The 17,444-nt window shown below is 72.0% G+C and carries 17 protein-coding genes and 1 pseudogene; 15 read left to right on the plus strand and 3 right to left on the minus strand.

Features of this window, described 5'->3' with window-relative positions:
* Positions 1 to 69: 69 nt before the first annotated feature.
* A complete protein-coding gene (locus DA085_RS01870; protein ID WP_202619070.1) occupies positions 70 to 2,064 on the plus strand; it encodes a hypothetical protein in 1,995 nt (664 codons plus the stop codon).
* Here the strand turns inward: DA085_RS01870 and DA085_RS01875 are convergent.
* Positions 2,034 to 2,903 carry an alpha/beta fold hydrolase gene (locus tag DA085_RS01875; protein WP_109471249.1) on the minus strand — a complete coding sequence of 290 codons (870 nt, stop codon included), beginning with the start codon at positions 2,901 to 2,903 and terminating at the stop codon, positions 2,034 to 2,036. The two genes, DA085_RS01870 and DA085_RS01875, sit on opposite strands and share 31 nt — an antisense overlap.
* Positions 2,904 to 3,128: 225 nt before the next feature.
* Between DA085_RS01875 and DA085_RS01880 the strand changes: the two genes are divergently transcribed.
* From DA085_RS01880 to DA085_RS21980, 11 genes and pseudogenes are all read left to right on the plus strand, one after another.
* Positions 3,129 to 3,473 carry a YerC/YecD family TrpR-related protein gene (locus DA085_RS01880; protein ID WP_109471250.1) on the plus strand — a complete coding sequence of 115 codons (345 nt, stop codon included), beginning with the start codon at positions 3,129 to 3,131 and terminating at the stop codon, positions 3,471 to 3,473.
* A gap of 104 nt (positions 3,474 to 3,577) precedes the next feature.
* Complete coding sequence (gene hisG, locus DA085_RS01885; RefSeq protein WP_109471251.1) at positions 3,578 to 4,486, plus strand: ATP phosphoribosyltransferase; 909 nt, start codon at positions 3,578 to 3,580, stop codon at positions 4,484 to 4,486.
* Positions 4,483 to 5,805, plus strand: a complete 1,323-nt coding sequence (gene hisD, locus DA085_RS01890; RefSeq protein WP_109471252.1) for a histidinol dehydrogenase — start codon at positions 4,483 to 4,485, stop codon at positions 5,803 to 5,805. The genes hisG and hisD overlap by 4 nt, the downstream gene beginning before the upstream one ends.
* On the plus strand, positions 5,802 to 7,088 hold the full coding sequence (gene hisC / locus DA085_RS01895) for a histidinol-phosphate transaminase (protein WP_109471253.1): 1,287 nt from the start codon (positions 5,802 to 5,804) through the stop codon (positions 7,086 to 7,088). The genes hisD and hisC overlap by 4 nt, the downstream gene beginning before the upstream one ends.
* Positions 7,085 to 8,179, plus strand: a complete 1,095-nt coding sequence (gene hisB, locus DA085_RS01900) for a bifunctional histidinol-phosphatase/imidazoleglycerol-phosphate dehydratase HisB (protein ID WP_109471254.1) — start codon at positions 7,085 to 7,087, stop codon at positions 8,177 to 8,179. The genes hisC and hisB overlap by 4 nt, the downstream gene beginning before the upstream one ends.
* Before the next feature lie 12 nt (positions 8,180 to 8,191).
* Positions 8,192 to 8,803, plus strand: coding sequence for an imidazole glycerol phosphate synthase subunit HisH (gene hisH / locus DA085_RS01905; protein WP_109471510.1), 612 nt, complete (start codon positions 8,192 to 8,194; stop codon positions 8,801 to 8,803).
* Positions 8,800 to 9,546 (plus strand): 1-(5-phosphoribosyl)-5-[(5-phosphoribosylamino)methylideneamino]imidazole-4-carboxamide isomerase, encoded by a 747-nt coding sequence (gene hisA / locus DA085_RS01910; RefSeq protein ID WP_109471255.1) that lies wholly within the window; start codon positions 8,800 to 8,802, stop codon positions 9,544 to 9,546. The genes hisH and hisA overlap by 4 nt, the downstream gene beginning before the upstream one ends.
* Positions 9,543 to 10,343 carry an imidazole glycerol phosphate synthase subunit HisF gene (hisF, locus tag DA085_RS01915; protein WP_109471256.1) on the plus strand — a complete coding sequence of 267 codons (801 nt, stop codon included), beginning with the start codon at positions 9,543 to 9,545 and terminating at the stop codon, positions 10,341 to 10,343. Before hisA ends, hisF begins: the two co-directional genes overlap by 4 nt.
* A complete protein-coding gene (gene hisIE / locus DA085_RS01920; RefSeq protein ID WP_109471257.1) occupies positions 10,340 to 10,963 on the plus strand; it encodes a bifunctional phosphoribosyl-AMP cyclohydrolase/phosphoribosyl-ATP diphosphatase HisIE in 624 nt (207 codons plus the stop codon). The genes hisF and hisIE overlap by 4 nt, the downstream gene beginning before the upstream one ends.
* A gap of 166 nt (positions 10,964 to 11,129) precedes the next feature.
* Entirely contained in the window at positions 11,130 to 12,590 is a 1,461-nt protein-coding gene (locus DA085_RS01925) for a P1 family peptidase (protein WP_109471511.1), read from the plus strand.
* 146 nt (positions 12,591 to 12,736) lie between these two features.
* Positions 12,737 to 13,183, plus strand: a pseudogene (locus tag DA085_RS21980) (HutD/Ves family protein); the annotation flags it as partial.
* 117 nt (positions 13,184 to 13,300) lie between these two features.
* Here DA085_RS21980 and DA085_RS01935 read toward each other — a convergent pair.
* Positions 13,301 to 13,681 carry a DUF2784 domain-containing protein gene (locus tag DA085_RS01935; RefSeq protein WP_202619071.1) on the minus strand — a complete coding sequence of 127 codons (381 nt, stop codon included), beginning with the start codon at positions 13,679 to 13,681 and terminating at the stop codon, positions 13,301 to 13,303.
* An 84-nt stretch (positions 13,682 to 13,765) separates the two neighbouring features.
* Between DA085_RS01935 and lgt the strand changes: the two genes are divergently transcribed.
* Complete coding sequence (gene lgt / locus DA085_RS01940) at positions 13,766 to 14,734, plus strand: prolipoprotein diacylglyceryl transferase (RefSeq protein WP_161958389.1); 969 nt, start codon at positions 13,766 to 13,768, stop codon at positions 14,732 to 14,734.
* A gap of 4 nt (positions 14,735 to 14,738) precedes the next feature.
* Here the strand turns inward: lgt and DA085_RS01945 are convergent, their stop codons facing one another.
* On the minus strand, positions 14,739 to 15,356 hold the full coding sequence (locus DA085_RS01945; protein WP_109471260.1) for a hypothetical protein: 618 nt from the start codon (positions 15,354 to 15,356) through the stop codon (positions 14,739 to 14,741).
* Between the two features lie 12 nt (positions 15,357 to 15,368).
* Here DA085_RS01945 and xerD point away from each other — a divergent pair, with 12 nt between their 5' ends.
* Together xerD and DA085_RS01955 are read left to right on the plus strand one after the other, a co-directional pair.
* On the plus strand, positions 15,369 to 16,361 hold the full coding sequence (xerD, locus tag DA085_RS01950; protein ID WP_109471261.1) for a site-specific tyrosine recombinase XerD: 993 nt from the start codon (positions 15,369 to 15,371) through the stop codon (positions 16,359 to 16,361).
* 89 nt (positions 16,362 to 16,450) lie between these two features.
* Entirely contained in the window at positions 16,451 to 17,380 is a 930-nt protein-coding gene (locus DA085_RS01955) for a ParA family protein (protein WP_109471513.1), read from the plus strand.
* Positions 17,381 to 17,444 lie beyond the last annotated feature (64 nt).

Here is a 17,444-nt window from a genome sequence, read left to right on the forward strand (position 1 = left end):
GGGTGGCGCCGGTCACCGGATGCGCAAGACTGGGTGACGCTAGTGCAGCCGCGGAACGGAGGGTGCTGAATGAGGGTCGGCGCCACGTCCAGCATGGTCCAGCGCGCCCGTGACGCCGCGTCGCGGGGCGATTGGCAGACGGCCTTCCGCTTCTTCGCCGAGGCGGACGCGGCCGGCCAGGTTGGTCTCGATGATCTTCCGGTGTTTGCCGGGGTTGCGTACGGATCGGGACATCTCGATGTGACCATCGAGTTGTGGGAGCGGGCCCACTCCGGACTGACGGCATCGGGCGAGGAGGTCGCCGCGGCAGGTGCGGCGGTCCGGGTGGCGATGCACCTGCTGTTCGACACCGCTCTGTTGGCGCCGGTACGTGGTTGGCTGGCTCGGGCGGGGCGACTCCTCAATGACGACGGCGCGACGTCGGCACACGCGTGGTACGCGGTCGTCCGATGCTATGAACGGATGCAGATCGGCGACCGTTCGGCCGCCGATACCTGGGCGCGGCGGGCCATCGAGGTGGGGTCGCAGTGCGACCCTGCCGCCGCCGCCATCGGGCGCGTCGCCGAGGCGCGCCTGCTGATCCTCGACGGCGCCGTCGAGGAGGGCCTGGCACTGCTTGACGAGGCGGGCGTTGCCGCGGTCTCGAGAGGCCTGGACCCGCTGTCGACGGGCATCGTGTACTGCGAGTTGGTGTGCGCCCTCCAGGGACTTGCGCAGTACGACCTCGCCGAGGAGTGGACAGCAGCGATGGAGCAGTGGTCCCGCGGCAACGCGGTCGGCAGTCTGCACGGCCGCTGCCGGGTGCATCGTGCCGAGATCCTCCGGTTGCGGGGCCGCTGCCACGAGGCCGAGGCCGAGGCGTTGGCAGCCTGCGAGGAGCTCAGGCCCTACGTTCGCCGGGAGCTGGGTTGGCCGCTGACCGAGCTCGGTGGGATCCGGCTGCGCATGGGTGACGTGGCCGGTGCGGGAGAGGCCCTGCTGTCAGCACAGCAGTGTGGCTGGGATCCCCAACCGGCTCTGGCGCTCATGCTCCTCGCCCGGGGTGACGTGGCGTCGGCGTCAGCATCGATCTGCGACGCGCTTGAGCACCCGACATGGGTGCCCTCCAAGGAGCGCCCGCCACACTCCGACCTGCAACGGGCGCCCCTGCTCGCGGCACAGGTCGAGATCGGCCTTACCGCCGCCGACGTCGACAGAGCACGAGCTGCGAGCGAGGAGCTGAACACCATCGCTGAGCGCTTTCACAGCACAGCGTTGTCCGCAGCGGCAGAGCACGCCCGAGGCCGCGTGCTCCTGGCCGACGGCGACCCGGTCCAAGCTCAACACCGGTTCTCTGAGGCCGTCCAACTCTGGAGCGACGTCGGAGCGCCCTACGAGGCCGCAGTCGCCCGACTCGGGCTGGCTGACGCCTGCGACGCCAGCGGCAGCACTCACCGGGCCCGTCTCGAGCGGCGCACGGCGACGGAGATCATCGAACGCATCCAGGCACCGGGCACGCTCGCCTTGGGCTTTGAGCGCGAGGGCGACTACTGGACCGTGACGTTCGAAGGCCGGACGGTGCGCGTGCGCGACCGCAAGGGGATGCGCCACCTCTCCCGGCTGCTCGCCCGGCCGGGCCGCAGCCTGCACGCGCTCGACCTCGTCGCTGCCGAGGCAGGCAACCCCATCCCCGGCGTGGAGGAGGCGGCTGCCGCGCATCAGGCGTTCGGCGACGCCGGTGAGATGCTCGACGCAAAGGCCAGGGATGCCTACCGGCGCCGCCTCGCCGAGATCGAGGAGGATCTCTCTGATGCTCGCGCCCGCAACGACGACGGGCGGGAGCTCCAAGCGGACGCCGAGCGAGACTTTCTTCTCCTGGAGCTGTCCCGCGCCGTCGGACTGGGTGGTCGTCCGCGACGCGCCGGCTCGGCCACCGAGCGAGCCCGTGTCGCGGTGACGCGGGCGAAACGCCAAGCCATCGGACTCATCGGGGAGCATCACCCCGAGCTTGGGCAGCACCTCCAACGGAGCATTCGGACCGGCACCTACTGCGCCTACCTACCGGATGGCACCCGCTCTTCATGAGGCTGCCTTCCGGCGAGGAAGTCCGACACGAGGCGGTTGAAATCCTCCGGACGTTCGATCGGCACCACGTGCGAGGACCCGGCGCCGCGGATGATCTCGAACCGTGCGCCTGGGATCGCGTCGGCAACCTCACGTGCGATCCACGGTGGGGTCAGCAGGTCCTGCTCACCCACCAGCACCAGCGTCGGGGCGGCGACGGTGCCAAGCCGGTCGAGTGCGTCGAACTGCAGGTATGCCTCGGCCTGGCGCGCGTACGCCTCTGGACCCATCGGGTAGGGATTGCTGGCGAGCAGCGCAGTGGTGTCCTGGACTGCCTGACGGTTGCGCAGGAATGTCGTGGAGAACAGCGCAGCGAGTTGTTGGCCGCCGAACACCTCTCCGCCTGGGTCATGCGCCTTGACCCAGCTCCAGATGCGGATCGGATCGACCGCGCTTCGCGCCGGAGCCGCCCCCGACCCACTGATCACCAGCCGATCGAGTCGGTCCGCATGACGGAGCGCGAACTCCTGGGCAATCATCCCGCCCATCGAGAGCCCGAGCAGATGGGTCCTTGGAATCTCCAGCACGTCGAGCAGGCCGGCGATGTCATCGGCCAGGTCCGCGATCGTGTACGGTGTTCCGCCCCTGGAGCTGCGGCCGGCATCCCTGTTGTCGACGATGACCACACGGAACTCCGTCGACAGGGCGGGGACCTGCGCCAGTGTCCACAGCGACGAGTCGTATCCGATCCCCATCACCAGGACGAGGGCCGGTCCGTCACCGTGGACCTCGTAGTACAACTCCTGTCCATTGGCCTGCACTGTGCCCGACTGAGCCAGTTGTGTCACTTCTGCATTCATCGGTCTTCCCTTCGCACCCTTTCGGATCCGGCGCCCTTCCGGCACCGGCGTGGTCAACCGGTAGGCGTGAGGAAAGCTGTTACCGCGGTGACTTCGACGCTCCCGCCGTCATGGCGGCGGTGAGAGCCCTGAGTTTCTGACCACCGTCAGGCTGTGCTAGCGTAATAGCGCGTTAATACACCACCCCTGCCGGGCGATCCTCGGCAACGACCACGGGAGCACCCGATGAAGCGCCGAGAGACCGGCCAGGACCGGCCCGCCAGCGACGAGCTGTCGCAGCGCGAGCAGGCCCAGGCTGCCCTCGCTCAGGCACTGGCCTCCGTGGACAGCCCCGGGCAGATGGCCGCGTTCCTCACCGACCTGTGCACGCCCGCCGAGCTCGAGGCGCTGGCCGACCGCTGGAGTGTCGTGCCGCTGCTTGCCGACGGCGTCTCCTACCGGCAGGTGCACGAGCAGACGGGGGTCAGCGTCACCACGGTCGGGCGGGTGGCCCGCTGTCTCGAGCACGGGACCGGGGGTTACCGCGCGGTGCTGGCGCATACGCGCGGTGCGCAGCCCGCCCACGGCTGAGCGCACCACCCGACACCCGGCGCACCAGGGCGCCCGACCACACCGGCGCGACGACGCGCCCCCACCAGCCAGGGCCCACCCCGGCCCAGATCCGGAAGGTCACGATGACCCCGCCTCCCACCACCCGAGACCGCCTGCGCGTGGCGATCCAGAAGTCGGGCCGCCTCGCCGAGCCGGCACGCGACCTGCTCGCCTCCTGCGGGCTCACCTGGCGGGAGAGCCGCGACCGGCTCTTCTGCTACGGCGAGTCCCTGCCCGTGGACCTCCTCCTGGTCCGTGACGACGACATCCCCGGGCTCATCGCCGACGGCGTCTGCGACCTCGGCGTCGTCGGTCGCAACGTCCTCGTCGAGCACGACCTCGGCCGCACCGCCAACGGCCAGGCCAGTGCCCTCAAGGAGTGGCGCCAGCTCGGCTGGGGCGTGTGCCGTCTGGACATCGCCATCAACGACGACGAGCAGTGGACCGGGCCCGAGCAGCTGGCCGGGCAGCGCATCGCGACCAGCTATCCGCGCACCCTGGGCCGCTGGCTGTCCGAGAAGGGAGTCGCGGCCGAGGTCGTCACCCTGTCCGGCTCGGTCGAGATCGCCCCGCGCCTCGGGCAGGCGGACGTGGTGTGCGACCTGGTCTCCACCGGGGGCACCCTGGCCGCCAACGCGCTGAAGCCGGTCGAGACGCTGCTGCACTCCGAGGCCGTCATCGCCGGCCCGACGGCACCGCTGGAGGACGGCCGCGAGGAGATCGCCGACCTCCTGCTGCGCCGGATGGACGGAGCACTGCGGCTGAAGGAGACCCGGCTGCTGATGCTGCGCGCGGGCCGGGACGTGCTGCCCGAGGTGCTCAAGCGGCTGCCGGCAGGTGGGGAGCCGACCGTGCTGGCCGTCGACGGTCGCGACGAGGTCTCCGTGCAGCTGCTCTGCCACAACGCCGTGCCGTGGCCGCGCCTGGAGGAGCTCAAGCGGGTCGGAGCCCACACGATCATGGTGCTGCCGGTGGAGGGGATGCTGGCATGAGGACGGTCACCTGGTCCGCCCTGGACGACGCCGCGCGCACGGAGCTGCTGGCCCGTGGGACGGCAGCAGCCGGACCGCAGGTCACCACGGGCGTCGCCGACATCCTCCGGGGGGTCCGGGAGCGCGGCGACGCCGCGCTGCAGGAGTATGCCGAGCGCTTCGACCGCGCACCGGCCCGCCAGCTCGTGGTGCCCGCTGAGCAGATCACCCGGGCTGCCGAGGAGCTCCCGGAGGAGCTACGCACGGCCATCACTGCGGCCGCCGGGACCATCCGCACCTTCCACCGCGCGGGCATGAGCGCCGACTACGAGGTGGAGACCGCCCCCGGCGTCCGCTGTGCCCGGGTGGTCCGCCCGATCCGCCGGGTGGGCCTCTACGTCCCCGCCGGCTCGGCGCCACTGCCGTCCACCGCCCTGATGCTGGGCGTCCCCGCGCAGCTGGCCGGCTGCCCCGAGATCGTCCTGTGCACGCCGCCGGGGGAGGACGGGCTGCCCGACGCCACCGTGCTGGCCGCCGCCGCCGAGTGCGGCATCACCCAGGTGTTCGTCACCGGGGGAGCGCAGGCCATCGGCGCAATGGCCTACGGCACCGAGTCGGTCCCGCGCTGCGACAAGATCTTCGGCCCCGGCAACGCCTGGGTGACGGAGGCCAAGCGGCAGATGAGCACCGCCGAGGGCGGTCCGGGCATCGACCTGCCGGCCGGTCCCTCCGAGGTGCTGGTCATCGCCGACGCGGGCGCGGACCCCGAGTTCGTCGCCGCCGACCTGCTGTCCCAGGCCGAGCACGGACCGGACTCCCAGGTGCTCCTGCTGACCGACGACCCCGCCCTCGCGGAGGCCGTCGCCGAGCAGGTGCAGGACCAGCTGGAGGTGCTGCCCCGCGCCGACATCGCCGCGAAGTCGCTCGCGGCCAGCGCCATCGTCCTCACCGAGGACCTGCCCGAGGCCTTCGCGATCAGCAACGACTACGCCCCCGAGCACCTGATCCTGGCGCTGCGCGAGCCCGACGCGTGGGTGGACAGCGTGGAGCGGGCCGGCTCGGTCTTCCTGGGTGACTGGGCCCCGGAGACCCTCGGTGACTACTGCAGCGGCACCAACCACGTCCTGCCGACCGCCGGCGCCGCCCGGTGGACCGGCGGTGTCAACGTCGCCAGCTTCCAGATCGCCATGACCGTCCAGCGGGTGAGCCCGGAGGGGCTGGCCGCCGTGGGCCCGACCGCTGTGGCCCTGTCCGGGGCGGAGGGCCTGATCGGCCACCAGGCCGCGGTCACCCGTCGTCTGGCCCGTGGCGGCGCACCCGGGAGCGAGGTCCGCGCGTGACACCGGGCGAAACCTCCCCAAAAAGCCGCAGGGACCGGTCCGAACCTCCCCAAGAATGGGGGGAGTTCCCGGCTGACCTGATCCGTGCGGACCTGCGCGACTTCACCGGCTACTCCTCGGCGCGCACCAGCGACAGCGGCGTCCCCGCCTCGATCTGGCTCAACGCCAACGAGGCCTCGACCGCCAGCGCGGTGGACCCGGACGGCGCGCAGCGCCGCTACCCCGACCCGCAGCCGGCGGACCTGGTCTCCGCCCTCGCCGACACCTACGGCGTGGCGCCCGACCGCGTGGTGGTGGGCCGGGGCAGCGACGAGTGCATCGACCTGCTCGTCCGGGCCGTCTGCGCCCCCGGCAGCGAGGACGGCATCGCCCAGGCGTCTCCGACCTTCGGCATGTATGCCGTGTCGGCCCGGTTGCACGGTGTCCCGGTGGTCGACGTCCCCCAGCGGGACCTGGGCGCCCTCTGGGAGGTCGACACCGAGGGCCTGCGCGCCGCGGTGGAGGAGCAGGGGGCCCGGCTGGTCTTCCTGACCAGCCCGGGGAACCCGACCGGGGCGGTGGTCCCGCTGGACCAGATCGACGCACTGGCTGGCGCCCTCGCGGACCAAGCGGTCGTGGTCGTCGACGAGGCGTACCAGGAGTTCGCCGGGCCCCCCAGCGCCACGACGCTGTTGGGGACCCACCCCAACCTCGTCGTCCTGCGGACCCTGTCCAAGGCCCACGGCCTGGCCGGTGCCCGGATCGGCGCCGCCCTGTGCCACCCGGACCTGGCGGTCGTCCTGCGCCGCGTGCAGGCCCCCTACCCGTTGCCGGTCCCCGTGACCGAGCTCGCCGTCAGCGCCCTCTCCGGCTCCGTCCGCCGTTCCGTGGAGTCACGGGTCGTCCAGACCCGGGCCGGGCGCGAGCGGCTCGCCGAGCTCCTGGCCGCCGACCCCAGGGTCACCACCGTCTATGCCAGCGAGGCCAACTTCCTGCTGGTCCGGGGGCCCGGGGTGGACACCCTGCTCACCGACCTGAGGGCCAGTGGCATCGTGGTCCGCGACATGCGCCACCTCCTCAGCGACGCCCTGCGGGTCACCGTAGGCTCACCCGAGGAGATCGAGGCGGTGCAGCAGGCCCTGGCCGACGCCGTCCGGGAGGACCCTTCCGGGTCCGGGCCCGGCGATGGCCGGGACACCACACCCCGACCCACCACCGGGTCGCAGACGCAGAGCCGCCAGCCGTCCGGCATACCCGATCCGACCACGTCCACCACCGCACCAGCACGAGGAACCCACCCATGAGCACCCAGCGCCCCGTCCTGTTCATCGACCGGGACGGCACCATCATCGAGGAACCCGCCGACTGCCAGATCGACTCCTACGAGAAGCTCCGTCTGGTGCCCGGGGTCCTCCCCGCGCTGCTCACGCTGCGGGACGCCGGGTGGGACTTCATCATGGTGTCCAACCAGAACGACCTCGGCGGCCCGAACTTCCCGGTCGAGACCTTCCAGGGCCCGCACGACCTGCTGCTGCACATCCTGGAGAGCCAGGGCATCACCTTCCGCGACGTCTTCGTCGACCCGCACCCGCCGGGCCCGAACCAGCCCGACACCCGCAAGCCGGGCATCGGCATGGTCAAGCACCTGCTGCGCGACCGCGGCATCGACTGGGACCGCTCGATGATGGTCGGCGACCGCCTCACCGACCGCCAGTTCGGTGACAACCTCGGCATCCGCACCTACCTGCTGCAGAGCTCGATGGGGCAGGGCGGCGAGGAGGCCGTGACCTGGGAGCAGATCGCGCACGAGCTGGCCAACCGGCCGCGGGTCGCCGTCGTGGACCGCAACACCTCCGAGACGCGGATCCACGTCGAGGTGGACCTCGACCGGGCCGGCGACATCGAGGTCTCGACCGGACTGGGGTTCCTGGACCACATGCTCGACCAGCTCGCCAAGCACGGTGGCTTCTCGATGAAGGTGACCTGCGAGGGTGACCTGCACATCGATGAGCACCACACCACCGAGGACACCGCGCTGGCCATCGGTCAGGCGCTGGACGAGGCCCTCGGTGACCGGCGCGGCATCGGCCGCTACGGCTTCACGGCGCCGATGGACGAGGCGCAGGCCAGCGCCGCCCTCGACCTCTCGGGGCGCCCGTTCCTGAAGTTCGAGTGCGACTTCGAGCGCGAGATGGTGGGCGACCTGCCCACCGAGATGGTCGAGCACTTCTGGCGCTCCTTCGCCGAGTCGCTGCGCGCCACCCTGCACCTGTCGGTGACGGGGGACAACGCCCACCACAAGATCGAGGTCGGCTTCAAGGCCGTGGCCCGCGCGCTGCGCCAGGCGATCCGCGTCGAGGGCACCGAGCTCCCCTCCACCAAGGGCGTGCTGTGAGTGGCGGGTCCGGTGGGTAGGCCGCGGGTCGCGCTCGTCGACTCCGGCGGGACCAACATCGGCTCGGTCCGGTACGCCCTCGACCGGATCGGCGCGGACGCGCGCCTGACCAGCGACCCGGCCGACATCCTGGCCGCCGACCGGGTCATCCTTCCCGGGGTCGGCGCCGCGGGCGCGGGCATGCGCAGACTGCGGCAGGCCGGACTCGTCGACGTGCTGCACCAGGTCGAGCAGCCGCTGCTCGGCGTGTGCCTGGGCATGCAGCTGCTCTTCGAGCGCTCGGCCGAGGACGGCGGCACCGAGTGCCTGGGCCTGCTGGCCGGCGAGGTCGTCCCGATCCCGCGGGCGCCCGGGCTCCGGGTCCCGCACATGGGCTGGAACACCCTGACCGCGCTGCGGGAGGACCCGCTGACCGCCGGTCTGGCCGACGGCTCCCGGGCCTACTTCGTGCACAGCTACGCCGTCCCCGTGACGCCCGACACGGTGCTGACGACCGAGCACTCCGGCACCTGGAGTGCGGTCGTCCGCCACGGCAACCGGTGGGGCGCCCAGTTCCACCCCGAGCGGTCGGCCCGCACCGGCGCCCGCCTGCTGAGAGACTTCGTCCTGGAGGTGGCGCCATGACCGACTTCACCATCTATCCCGCAATCGACGTCCGCGAGGGTCGCGTCGTCCGGTTGCACAAGGGCGACTACGACCGGGAGACCCGCTACCCGACCGAGCCGCTGACCGTCGCCCGGGAGTATGCCGAGGGCGGCGCCTCCTGGCTGCACCTGGTGGACCTGGACGCCGCGCGCGCCGGTGGCTACACGCTGACCCCGCTGCTGCGCGAGATCGTCGCCGAGACCCCACTGTCCGTGCAGACCGGCGGGGGAGTGCGCAGCAAGGACGACGTCACCGCGCTGCTGGAGGCCGGGGCGTCGCGGGTCGTGATCGGTTCCCTGGCGATCCGCGAGCCGGAGACGGTGTCGGAGTGGATCGAGGAGTTCGGGGCCGACCGGATCACCGTGGCACTGGATGCCCGGACCGGCGAGGACGGGTCCTGGGTGCTGCCGACCAGCGGCTGGACCTCGGACTCCGAGACCGATCTCGCCGCGCTGCTGAGCCACTACTCCCGCTCCGGGCTGGCCCACGCCCTGTGCACCGACATCGGACGGGACGGGACCCTGTCCGGTCCCAACCTCAACCTCTACACCTTCCTCACCCGCGCGGTCCCCGACATCGCGGTGCAGGCGTCCGGGGGCACCCGGCACGCCGCCGACGTGCGCAGCGTCCGCAAGCTCGGGTGTGCCGGTGTCATCCTGGGCAAGGCCCTGCTCGAGGGCAAGCTCACCATCGACGAGGCCATCGCCGAGGAGCGCCAATGACGTTGGCACGCAGGATCATCGCCTGTCTGGACGTCCGGGACGGCCGGGTCGTGAAAGGCACCCGGTTCCGGGACCACCAGGACATGGGCGGCATCACCGAGCTCGCGGCGCGCTACAGCGCCGAGGGCGTCGACGAGCTGGTCTTCTACGACATCACCGCCAGTCCGCAGGGGCGGCGCGTCGACGTGGACTGGATCGACCGGGTCGCCCGTGAGATCGACATCCCGTTCTGCGTCGCCGGCGGGATCAGCTCGGTCGAGGACGCCCGTGCGGTGCTCCTGGCCGGGGCGGACAAGGTGTCCGTCAACACCCCCGCCACGCGGCGCCCCGAGCTCGTGGCCGAGCTGGCCCGCGAGTTCGGCAGCCAGTGCGTCGTCGTCGGCGTTGACAGCCTCCGCGACGAGGACGGTCAGTGGCGCATCCGGCAGCTGACCGGTGACCCGGACGCGACGCGGGCCCTGAACACGACGACCCTGGCCTGGGTCGAGCGGGTGCAGGAGTTGGGTGCCGGCGAGGTGGTGCTGAATGCGATGGGCTCCGACGGTGTCCGGCAGGGGTATGACGTGGAGCAGCTCCGCGCGGTCCGCCAGGTCTGTGGCGTCCCCCTCATCGCCTCGGGCGGGGCCGGCAGCGCCCAGCACTTCATCGACGTCTTCCGCGAGGCGGACGTCGACGGGGCGCTGGCGGCCGGTGTCTTCCACTCCGGTGAGCTGGCGATCGAGGACCTCAAGCGTCAGCTACAGGTCGCGGGCATCGAGGTCCGGCTCGACGACTCCTCCGCAGCGGTGGCGCCGTGAGCGTCCTCCAGCTGCCCGAGGGCCTCGGCCTCAGCGACCTCGACTTCGGCAAGCAGGACGGCCTGGTGCCCACGGTCGTCCAGCACCACCGCACGGGCCGTGTCCTGATGGTGGGCTACCAGGATCAGGAGGCGCTGACGGCGACCCTGGAGACCGGGCTGGCCACGTTCTACAGCAGGAGCCGTCAGGAGCAGTGGGTCAAGGGCGCCACCAGCGGCAACTACCTGCGGGTCAGCGCCGTCGAGATCGACTGCGACCGCGACACGGTGCTGCTGCTGTGTGACCCGGACGGACCGACCTGCCACACGGGGGCGGAGTCCTGCTTCACGGGGGAGGGCGCGGGCACCTTCCTGCCCGAGCTGGAGCAGGTCGTGATCACCCGGGACCGTGAGCGCCCGCCGGGTTCCTACACGACCTCACTCCTGGAAGGTGGCGTGCGGCGAATCGCCCAGAAGGTGGGGGAGGAGGGCGTCGAGACGGCGCTGGCCGCCGTCGCCCAGGAGGACCCCGACCTGGTCGGGGAGTCGGCCGACCTGCTGTACCACCTCCTGGTCCTGCTGCGGAGCCGTGGGCTCGGTCTGGCCGACGTGGAGGCCGAGCTGCGCCGGCGTCACGGCTGAGCCTCACCGACCTGGTCCACGTTCTCCCCAGGGCTATCCTCGCCGCGCCGCACCAAGTAGGTTCACTCCAAGCGGCGCCGGTGCCTCCGGTTCCGTGATCGCATCAGCCCGGCCAGCTCGCGGAGGCCCCTGCCCCGCGATGGCCCTGTGGATCGGAGAACACCTCATGAAGCCCACCCTGCCTGCGCTGCTGACCGCAGCGCTCGCCTCGTCCCTGCTCGCGGTGGCCCCCGCGTCGGCGACCGCCGCGGAGGAGGGGATAGGCCAGCCCGGCGAGCACAACGCGATCACCGACGTGCCCGGCGTGCACGTCGGCCAGGTGCAGTCGGACACTGCCCCCTTCCTGACCGGCACGACCGTCATCTACACCCCCGAGATGTCCGTGGCCAGCGTCGACCAGCGCGGCGGCGCCCCGGCCACCAAGGAGACGGACCTGCTGAGTCCGCTCAACTCCAACCCGGGGGTCAACGCGATCCAGCTGGGCGGCTCCAGCATGTACGGACTCTCCGCCACCAACGGGATCATCCGGTGGCTGGAGGACCGCGGAGAGGGTGTGCCGCTGGGATCGGCCGGCGTGGCACCGATCGTGCCCGCGGCCGACATCTACGACCTCAACCGTGGCGGCGACCCGAAGGCGCGGACGTCCGCCGAGTGGGGCTACCTGGCGGCCGAGGCCACAACCGACGGCCCGGTGCGACAGGGCAGCGTCGGCGGTGGCACCGGCGCCCGTGGCGGTGGGCTGCGCAGCGGTGTCGGCACCGCGAGCACCTACCTCGGTGACGGGATCTGGGTGGGAGCCATGGTCATCGTCAACCCGGCAGGCTCGCCCGTGGACCCGCTCGACTGCTCCCTCTACGGCGTGCGTTACGGGGTCGGGGGCGAGTTCGACGGCTACCAGGTCCCCTCGGCGGAGGAGTGCCACAGCGAGGACTCGGCCGCTGCGCAGCAGATGTCCGAGGAGTCGCTCAACACCACCATCGCCGTCGTGGTGACCAACGCGCCGCTCGAGAAGGCGGCGGCCCAGCGGATGTCGGGCAACGCCCACGACGGGATGGCCAGGGCCATCTACCCGATCCACACGCTCTCCGACGGAGACACCGTGTTCGCCGTCTCGACGGGCGAGGGAGAGCCCCTGCAGATCAACGACCCGGCCGACTCACGCCAGCTGAACGGCATCTTCAACGCCGGCTCCACGACACTCTCCCGCGCGATCGCCAAGGCCGTCCTCTCGGCCGAGAGCCACGACGGCCGGCTCAGCTACTGCGACACCTACCCGTCGGCGTGCGCCGACATGCCGCAGCTGGAGGAGTGGCGCACCGCCGGTGAGGCTCCCGACGTGACCCGTCCGGAGTTCGAGCGGGCCCGGCGTGCCCTCGAGCAGACCCCGGTGCCGGCGCCCGGCGCCAGGAACGCGGCCCTGGAGACCGGCGCATCGGATCGTGGGGACAGCGCGGCCGCGCTGCCTGTCGCTGGGGACGCCGGCGGTGGTGCGCCCGGCGGTCCCGCGGGCTCACTGGATCCCGCGGCGTTGACGGCGGGCTCCCTCGCCGCTGTCGGTGTGACCCTGCTCCTCGGCGCGTTCGTCGCCCTCCGGAGGCGTCGACCCGGCGTCGTGGCACTCTCCTGACGCCCTGACCGCCTCGTGCTCTCCGGTGTCGACAACCCGACGACGGGTTGTCGACACCGGAGAGCGGCACGCCCGACCCGCGTCCTCCACCGTGCGAGACCGGTCGCCGCACGGCGCGGCAGGATCACTGGTGGCAGAGTGGTGGCATGGCTGAGGAGGCGGCGGTGCGCCGGTGGCGGGACCGGCCGGCGGTGCCCTGGAAGAACGGCGGTGGCGTCACGCGCGAGCTGCGGGCCCACCCGCCGGGTTCGGGCGCGGAGGACTTCGACTGGCGGGTCAGCATCGCTGACGTGGACCGGGCCGGAACGTTCTCCACGTTCCCGGGCGTGGACCGGGCGATCACCCTGCTCGAGGGCAGCGTCATGGTCCTTCGGTCCGAGGACTGGCAGGAGGAGCTCAGGCCTCTGCAACCCTTCCGCTTCAGCGGTGACGCACCGGTGACGTGCGCCCTGCCCGCCGGGCCGACCCGGGACCTCAACGTGATGACCAGGAGAGGACACGCCGAGGCCGAGGTGCTGGTCCACCGGGCGGCTGCGCCGGTTCCGGTCGGAGAGGCCGCGGGGCGCCGGCTTGTTGTGGCGCTCGAGGACGACCTTGCCGTGGGCGCTCTCTCGGGGTTGTCCTGGACCCTGCACCGCTATGACGTCCTGGAGGCCTCCGGTGCGGTCACGGCCGGCCCCGGGGTCTTCGTGGTCGTCCGGATCGTGGAACTACCGCAGGACCAGGCCGAGCCAGGAGGGCAGCACCACCGCGAGCACGACGAAGGGCATCCGGGACCTCCACGACGCGGGATAGACCACGCCGGTGAGGTAGTACTCGATGAAGCCACTGGCCGGCAGCCGGGCCCAGCCGCCGCGGACCCGGCCCCAGTTCTCCAGGTCGGTCAGGGGACAGGGGAGGGGGCGCACCTGGCCGGCCATGCCCCATACGAGGGCCGGCAGGTGCAGCCACAGGACCCACGGCTGTAGCCAGGCGAGGTAGCCACCGAGCACGACGAGGACGACGAAGGCCAGGTGGGCGAGCCCCGCACCGACCGCGACGGCCTGGTAGGGCAGCGCCGTGGAGCGAGCCGGGGTGCGGGTGGCGGTCACCACCTCAGCCTAGTGACGGCGTGACCGACGCACTGGCCGGTTTCGGCCCGGGGTGCCCGGTCCCGCATGATGGGCGGTGTGATCATGTCGATCCCCAGCCCGGACATCAGCCAGTTCGACCTCGGTCCGCTGACCATCCGCTTCTACGCGCTGTGCCTGCTGGCCGGCATGATCCTGGCCTGGTGGCTGGGACGGAAGAGGTGGGTCGCGCGCGGAGGCCTGGCCGACACCTTCGAGTCCATCGCGATCGTCGCGATCCCCTCCGGCATCGTCGGTGCCCGTATCTACCACGTGGCCACGCACTGGGAGGACTACTTCGGCGAGGGCAGGGACCCGGTCAGCGCGCTGTACATCTGGGAGGGTGGCATCGCCATCTTCGGTGCGGTGCTCGGTGGTGCCCTCGGCGCGGCCTTCGTGGCCTGGCGGAAGGGCGCTCGACTGACCGCCTTCGCGGACAGCCTCGCCCCCGGCCTGATCCTGGCGCAGGCAGTCGGCCGTCTGGGCAACTGGTTCAACCAGGAGCTGTTCGGGGGGCCCGACGACGGGCCCCTGGGGCTGGAGATCGACCGCGACCACCGCCCCGCCGAGCACCGCGACGTGGAGACCTTCCAGCCGACGTTCCTCTACGAGCTCACCTGGAACGCCCTGGGTGGCCTGCTCCTGCTGTGGATCGACCGCAGGTTCCGGCTGGGCTGGGGCAAGCTGATCGCGCTCTACATGGTGGTCTACGGCACCGGCCGGTTCTGGATCGAGGGGATCCGCACGGACTTCAGCTACATGGTCGGCCCGCTGCGGACCAACCAGGTCACCGCTGTGGCCTTCATCATCGCCGGCCTGCTGCTGTTCGCGATCGCCCACACCCTGCGCAAGGGTCGGGAGCCGTGGGTCGAGCGGGCCGGCGCCGGGGGACCGGACCACGTGCCGTCGGACGACGAGCGCTCGGCGGTGCAACCGGACGGTGACCACGCCGACGTCGCGTCCCCCACCAGCGACGACGCTCCGCCGGACGGGCCCTCGCCCACCCGGGACTCCGACGGGAGCCCCACGTCCTGACCGCTCAACCGCCGCGCTGCGGCCCGGCCCGGAGCCCGAGACGGCCCAGCTCGAGGTCGGCCAGGGCACGGACGGTGTCGGCGTCACCGGTCCGCCACCCGGCCAGCGGGTCCTGCGCCACGCGGGCGAGCCGCCGAGGGGACTGGTGGACCAGGGCGCGCAGCGCCAGCAGTTCCAGGGCATGCGTCCCCTGCCGCAGCCGTCCCAGCTCACTCGCACGGCGGGCCCACGCATACCGCAGCAGCACATAGGCACCCGCCACGACGAGGATGGGCACCGCTGCCACGAAGACCGACAGCAGCCAGGCGACGCGCGTCACCGCACTGTCCAGGGCGTCACCGGCCGAGATCAGCGAGCCACCCGCGTCCGCCGCTCCGGTGAACGGCCCGGTCAGCCGGTCGCCGACCAGTGGCACCTCACCGACCTGACCGGCGACCTCGGACATCCGGCGCTGCACCGTCGTCCCGGAGGCACGGAGCGGATCCGCCGGCGCGGCCAGCAGCCGGACCAGGTCGAAGGTCCAGCGTGCGATGAGCAGCCAGAGCAGGACCCAGGCCAGGGCGAGGAGGTCGCCCACGACCTGCCGCGTGCGTCGGGCCGGGGTCTCGGCATACCAGTGCATGACAATGACCGTATGCCGACGGCCACCCCCGCACCCCGCGACGCGCTGTCCCGTGCGGTGCGCGGCTGGCTGGACCACCTGCGCGTCGAGCGCGGCGCCTCCGAGCACACGCTCCGGGCCTACGAGCGGGACCTGCGCCGCTACCAGGAGTTCCTGCGGCGTCGGGGGATCGGTTCACCGTCGGAGGTCGGGGAGGGCGTCGTCACGGACTTTCTGGCTCACCTGCGCACGGGCAGCGAGGACTACCGCCCGCTGGCCGCGTCCTCGGCGGCCCGGGCCCTCGTCGCTGTCCGCGGGTTCCACAAGTTCCTCGCCGCCGAGGGCGACGTCGTCGAGGACCCGGCCCAGCTCGTCGCACCTCCGACCCCCGCGCGCCGGTTGCCGAAGGCGATCAGCATCGACGCGGTCGAGCGCCTCCTGGAGGCGGCCTCGGTGGGCGACACCCCCGCGAGCCTCCGCGACCGCGCGCTCCTCGAGGTGCTCTACGGCTCGGGTGCCCGGGTCAGTGAGGCCATCGGACTCGATCTCGACGATGTCGACCTGGGGCGCGGCGACGCGACCCAGGGCACTGGGGCCGAGGGCACGGTGACCGAGGATGCGGTCGTCCGGCTCCTCGGCAAGGGCAGCAAGGAGCGCATCGTGCCGCTGGGGAGCTATGCCACGGATGCCGTCGAGGCGTGGCTCGTCCGGGGCCGTCCCGCCCTCGCCACCAGGGGGAGGGGGACTCCTGCCGTCTTCCTCAACCAGCGCGGCGGGCGACTGTCCAGGCAGAGCGCGTGGAACGTCATACAGCGGGCCGCGGAGCGCGCGGACCTGTCCGGGCACCTGAGCCCGCACACACTGCGGCACTCGTTCGCCACCCACCTGCTGGACGGGGGCGCGGACGTCCGGGTCGTCCAGGAACTGCTGGGGCACGCGTCGGTGGCGACCACCCAGATCTACACGCTGGTCACTGCCCGGCACCTGCGTGAGGTCTATGCCCAGGCGCACCCGCGAGCCCGTTGAGGCGACGCCCGTTGGTGACCGGGCGCGTGTCCGGTTAGGGTCGGAGCGATCGGCGAGACGCCGACCACGGACCAGAGGGCGGAGTGAGCGTGACATCCGAGGCGACGAGGCAGGACGCGGCGACCGGCAGCAGCGCGACCCACGACCGGCTGCCCGGCACCGAGACCGCCGGGAGCGGGCAGATCGGGCCCACCGGCCGGCCGCTGCCGGACTTCGCCACCCCACCGCCGCTGGACCGGCACGGTCCGGCACGGGTGATCGCCATGTGCAACCAGAAGGGTGGCGTCGGCAAGACCACGACGACCATCAACCTGGGCGCGGCGCTGGCCGAGTACGGTCGGAAGGTCCTGCTCGTCGACTTCGACCCCCAGGGGGCGCTGTCGGTGGGCCTCGGGATCCCCACGCACCAGCTCGACGTCACGATCTACAACCTGCTGGTCGAGCGGGGACACGACCTCAGGGACGTGATCCAGAAGACGCGCGTCGAGAACCTTGACGTGGTGCCGGCCAACATCGACCTGTCCGCCGCAGAGGTGCAGCTGGTCGGTGAGGTCGCCCGGGAGCAGATCCTGGCCCGCGTGCTGCGGCCGGTGCTGGACGACTACGACGTCGTGCTCATCGACTGCCAGCCCTCGCTCGGCCTGCTGACCGTCAACGCGCTCACGGCGGCGCACGGCGTGGTCATTCCCCTGGAGTGCGAGTTCTTCGCGATGCGCGGTGTCGCCCTGCTCATCGAGACCATCGACAAGATCACGGACCGGCTCAACCCGGCCCTGTCCCTCGACGGGATCCTGGCAACCATGTTCGACGGACGGACCCTGCACTCCAGGGAGGTCGTCCGCAGTGTGGTGGACCACTTCCAGGACAAGGTCTTCCACACCGTCATCAGCCGGACCATCAAGTTCCCGGACGCCACCCTCGCGGCCGAGCCGATCACCTCCTACGCCAGCACGCACAGCGGCGCCGAGGCCTACCGGCAGCTGGCCCGCGAGCTGATCTCGCGCGGCGGCGCGCCCTGACCTTGGACACCACGCTGGCGCAGCCCGGGAGCGGGCCCGACCAGGCCGGTGACCGGCAGCCTGC

This window comes from Ornithinimicrobium cavernae, assembly GCF_003121625.1.
Taxonomy (GTDB): Bacteria; Actinomycetota; Actinomycetes; order Actinomycetales; family Dermatophilaceae; genus Ornithinicoccus; species Ornithinicoccus cavernae.

Excerpts from the sequence above, each read along its gene's own strand:
- DA085_RS01880 (WP_109471250.1), top strand. The coding sequence starts at position 3,129 with ATGAAGCGCCGAGAGACCGGCCAGGACCGGCCCGCCAGCGACGAGCTG.
- hisD (WP_109471252.1), top strand. The coding sequence starts at position 4,483 with ATGAGGACGGTCACCTGGTCCGCCCTGGACGACGCCGCGCGCACGGAG.
- lgt (WP_161958389.1), top strand. The coding sequence starts at position 13,766 with ATGTCGATCCCCAGCCCGGACATCAGCCAGTTCGACCTCGGTCCGCTG.
- DA085_RS01870 (WP_202619070.1), top strand. The coding sequence starts at position 70 with ATGAGGGTCGGCGCCACGTCCAGCATGGTCCAGCGCGCCCGTGACGCC.
- DA085_RS01925 (WP_109471511.1), top strand. The coding sequence starts at position 11,130 with ATGAAGCCCACCCTGCCTGCGCTGCTGACCGCAGCGCTCGCCTCGTCC.
- DA085_RS01875 (WP_109471249.1), bottom strand. The coding sequence starts at position 2,903 with ATGAATGCAGAAGTGACACAACTGGCTCAGTCGGGCACAGTGCAGGCC.
- DA085_RS01945 (WP_109471260.1), bottom strand. The coding sequence starts at position 15,356 with ATGCACTGGTATGCCGAGACCCCGGCCCGACGCACGCGGCAGGTCGTG.
- hisF (WP_109471256.1), top strand. The coding sequence starts at position 9,543 with ATGACGTTGGCACGCAGGATCATCGCCTGTCTGGACGTCCGGGACGGC.
- hisA (WP_109471255.1), top strand. The coding sequence starts at position 8,800 with ATGACCGACTTCACCATCTATCCCGCAATCGACGTCCGCGAGGGTCGC.
- hisB (WP_109471254.1), top strand. The coding sequence starts at position 7,085 with ATGAGCACCCAGCGCCCCGTCCTGTTCATCGACCGGGACGGCACCATC.
- hisG (WP_109471251.1), top strand. The coding sequence starts at position 3,578 with ATGACCCCGCCTCCCACCACCCGAGACCGCCTGCGCGTGGCGATCCAG.
- xerD (WP_109471261.1), top strand. The coding sequence starts at position 15,369 with ATGCCGACGGCCACCCCCGCACCCCGCGACGCGCTGTCCCGTGCGGTG.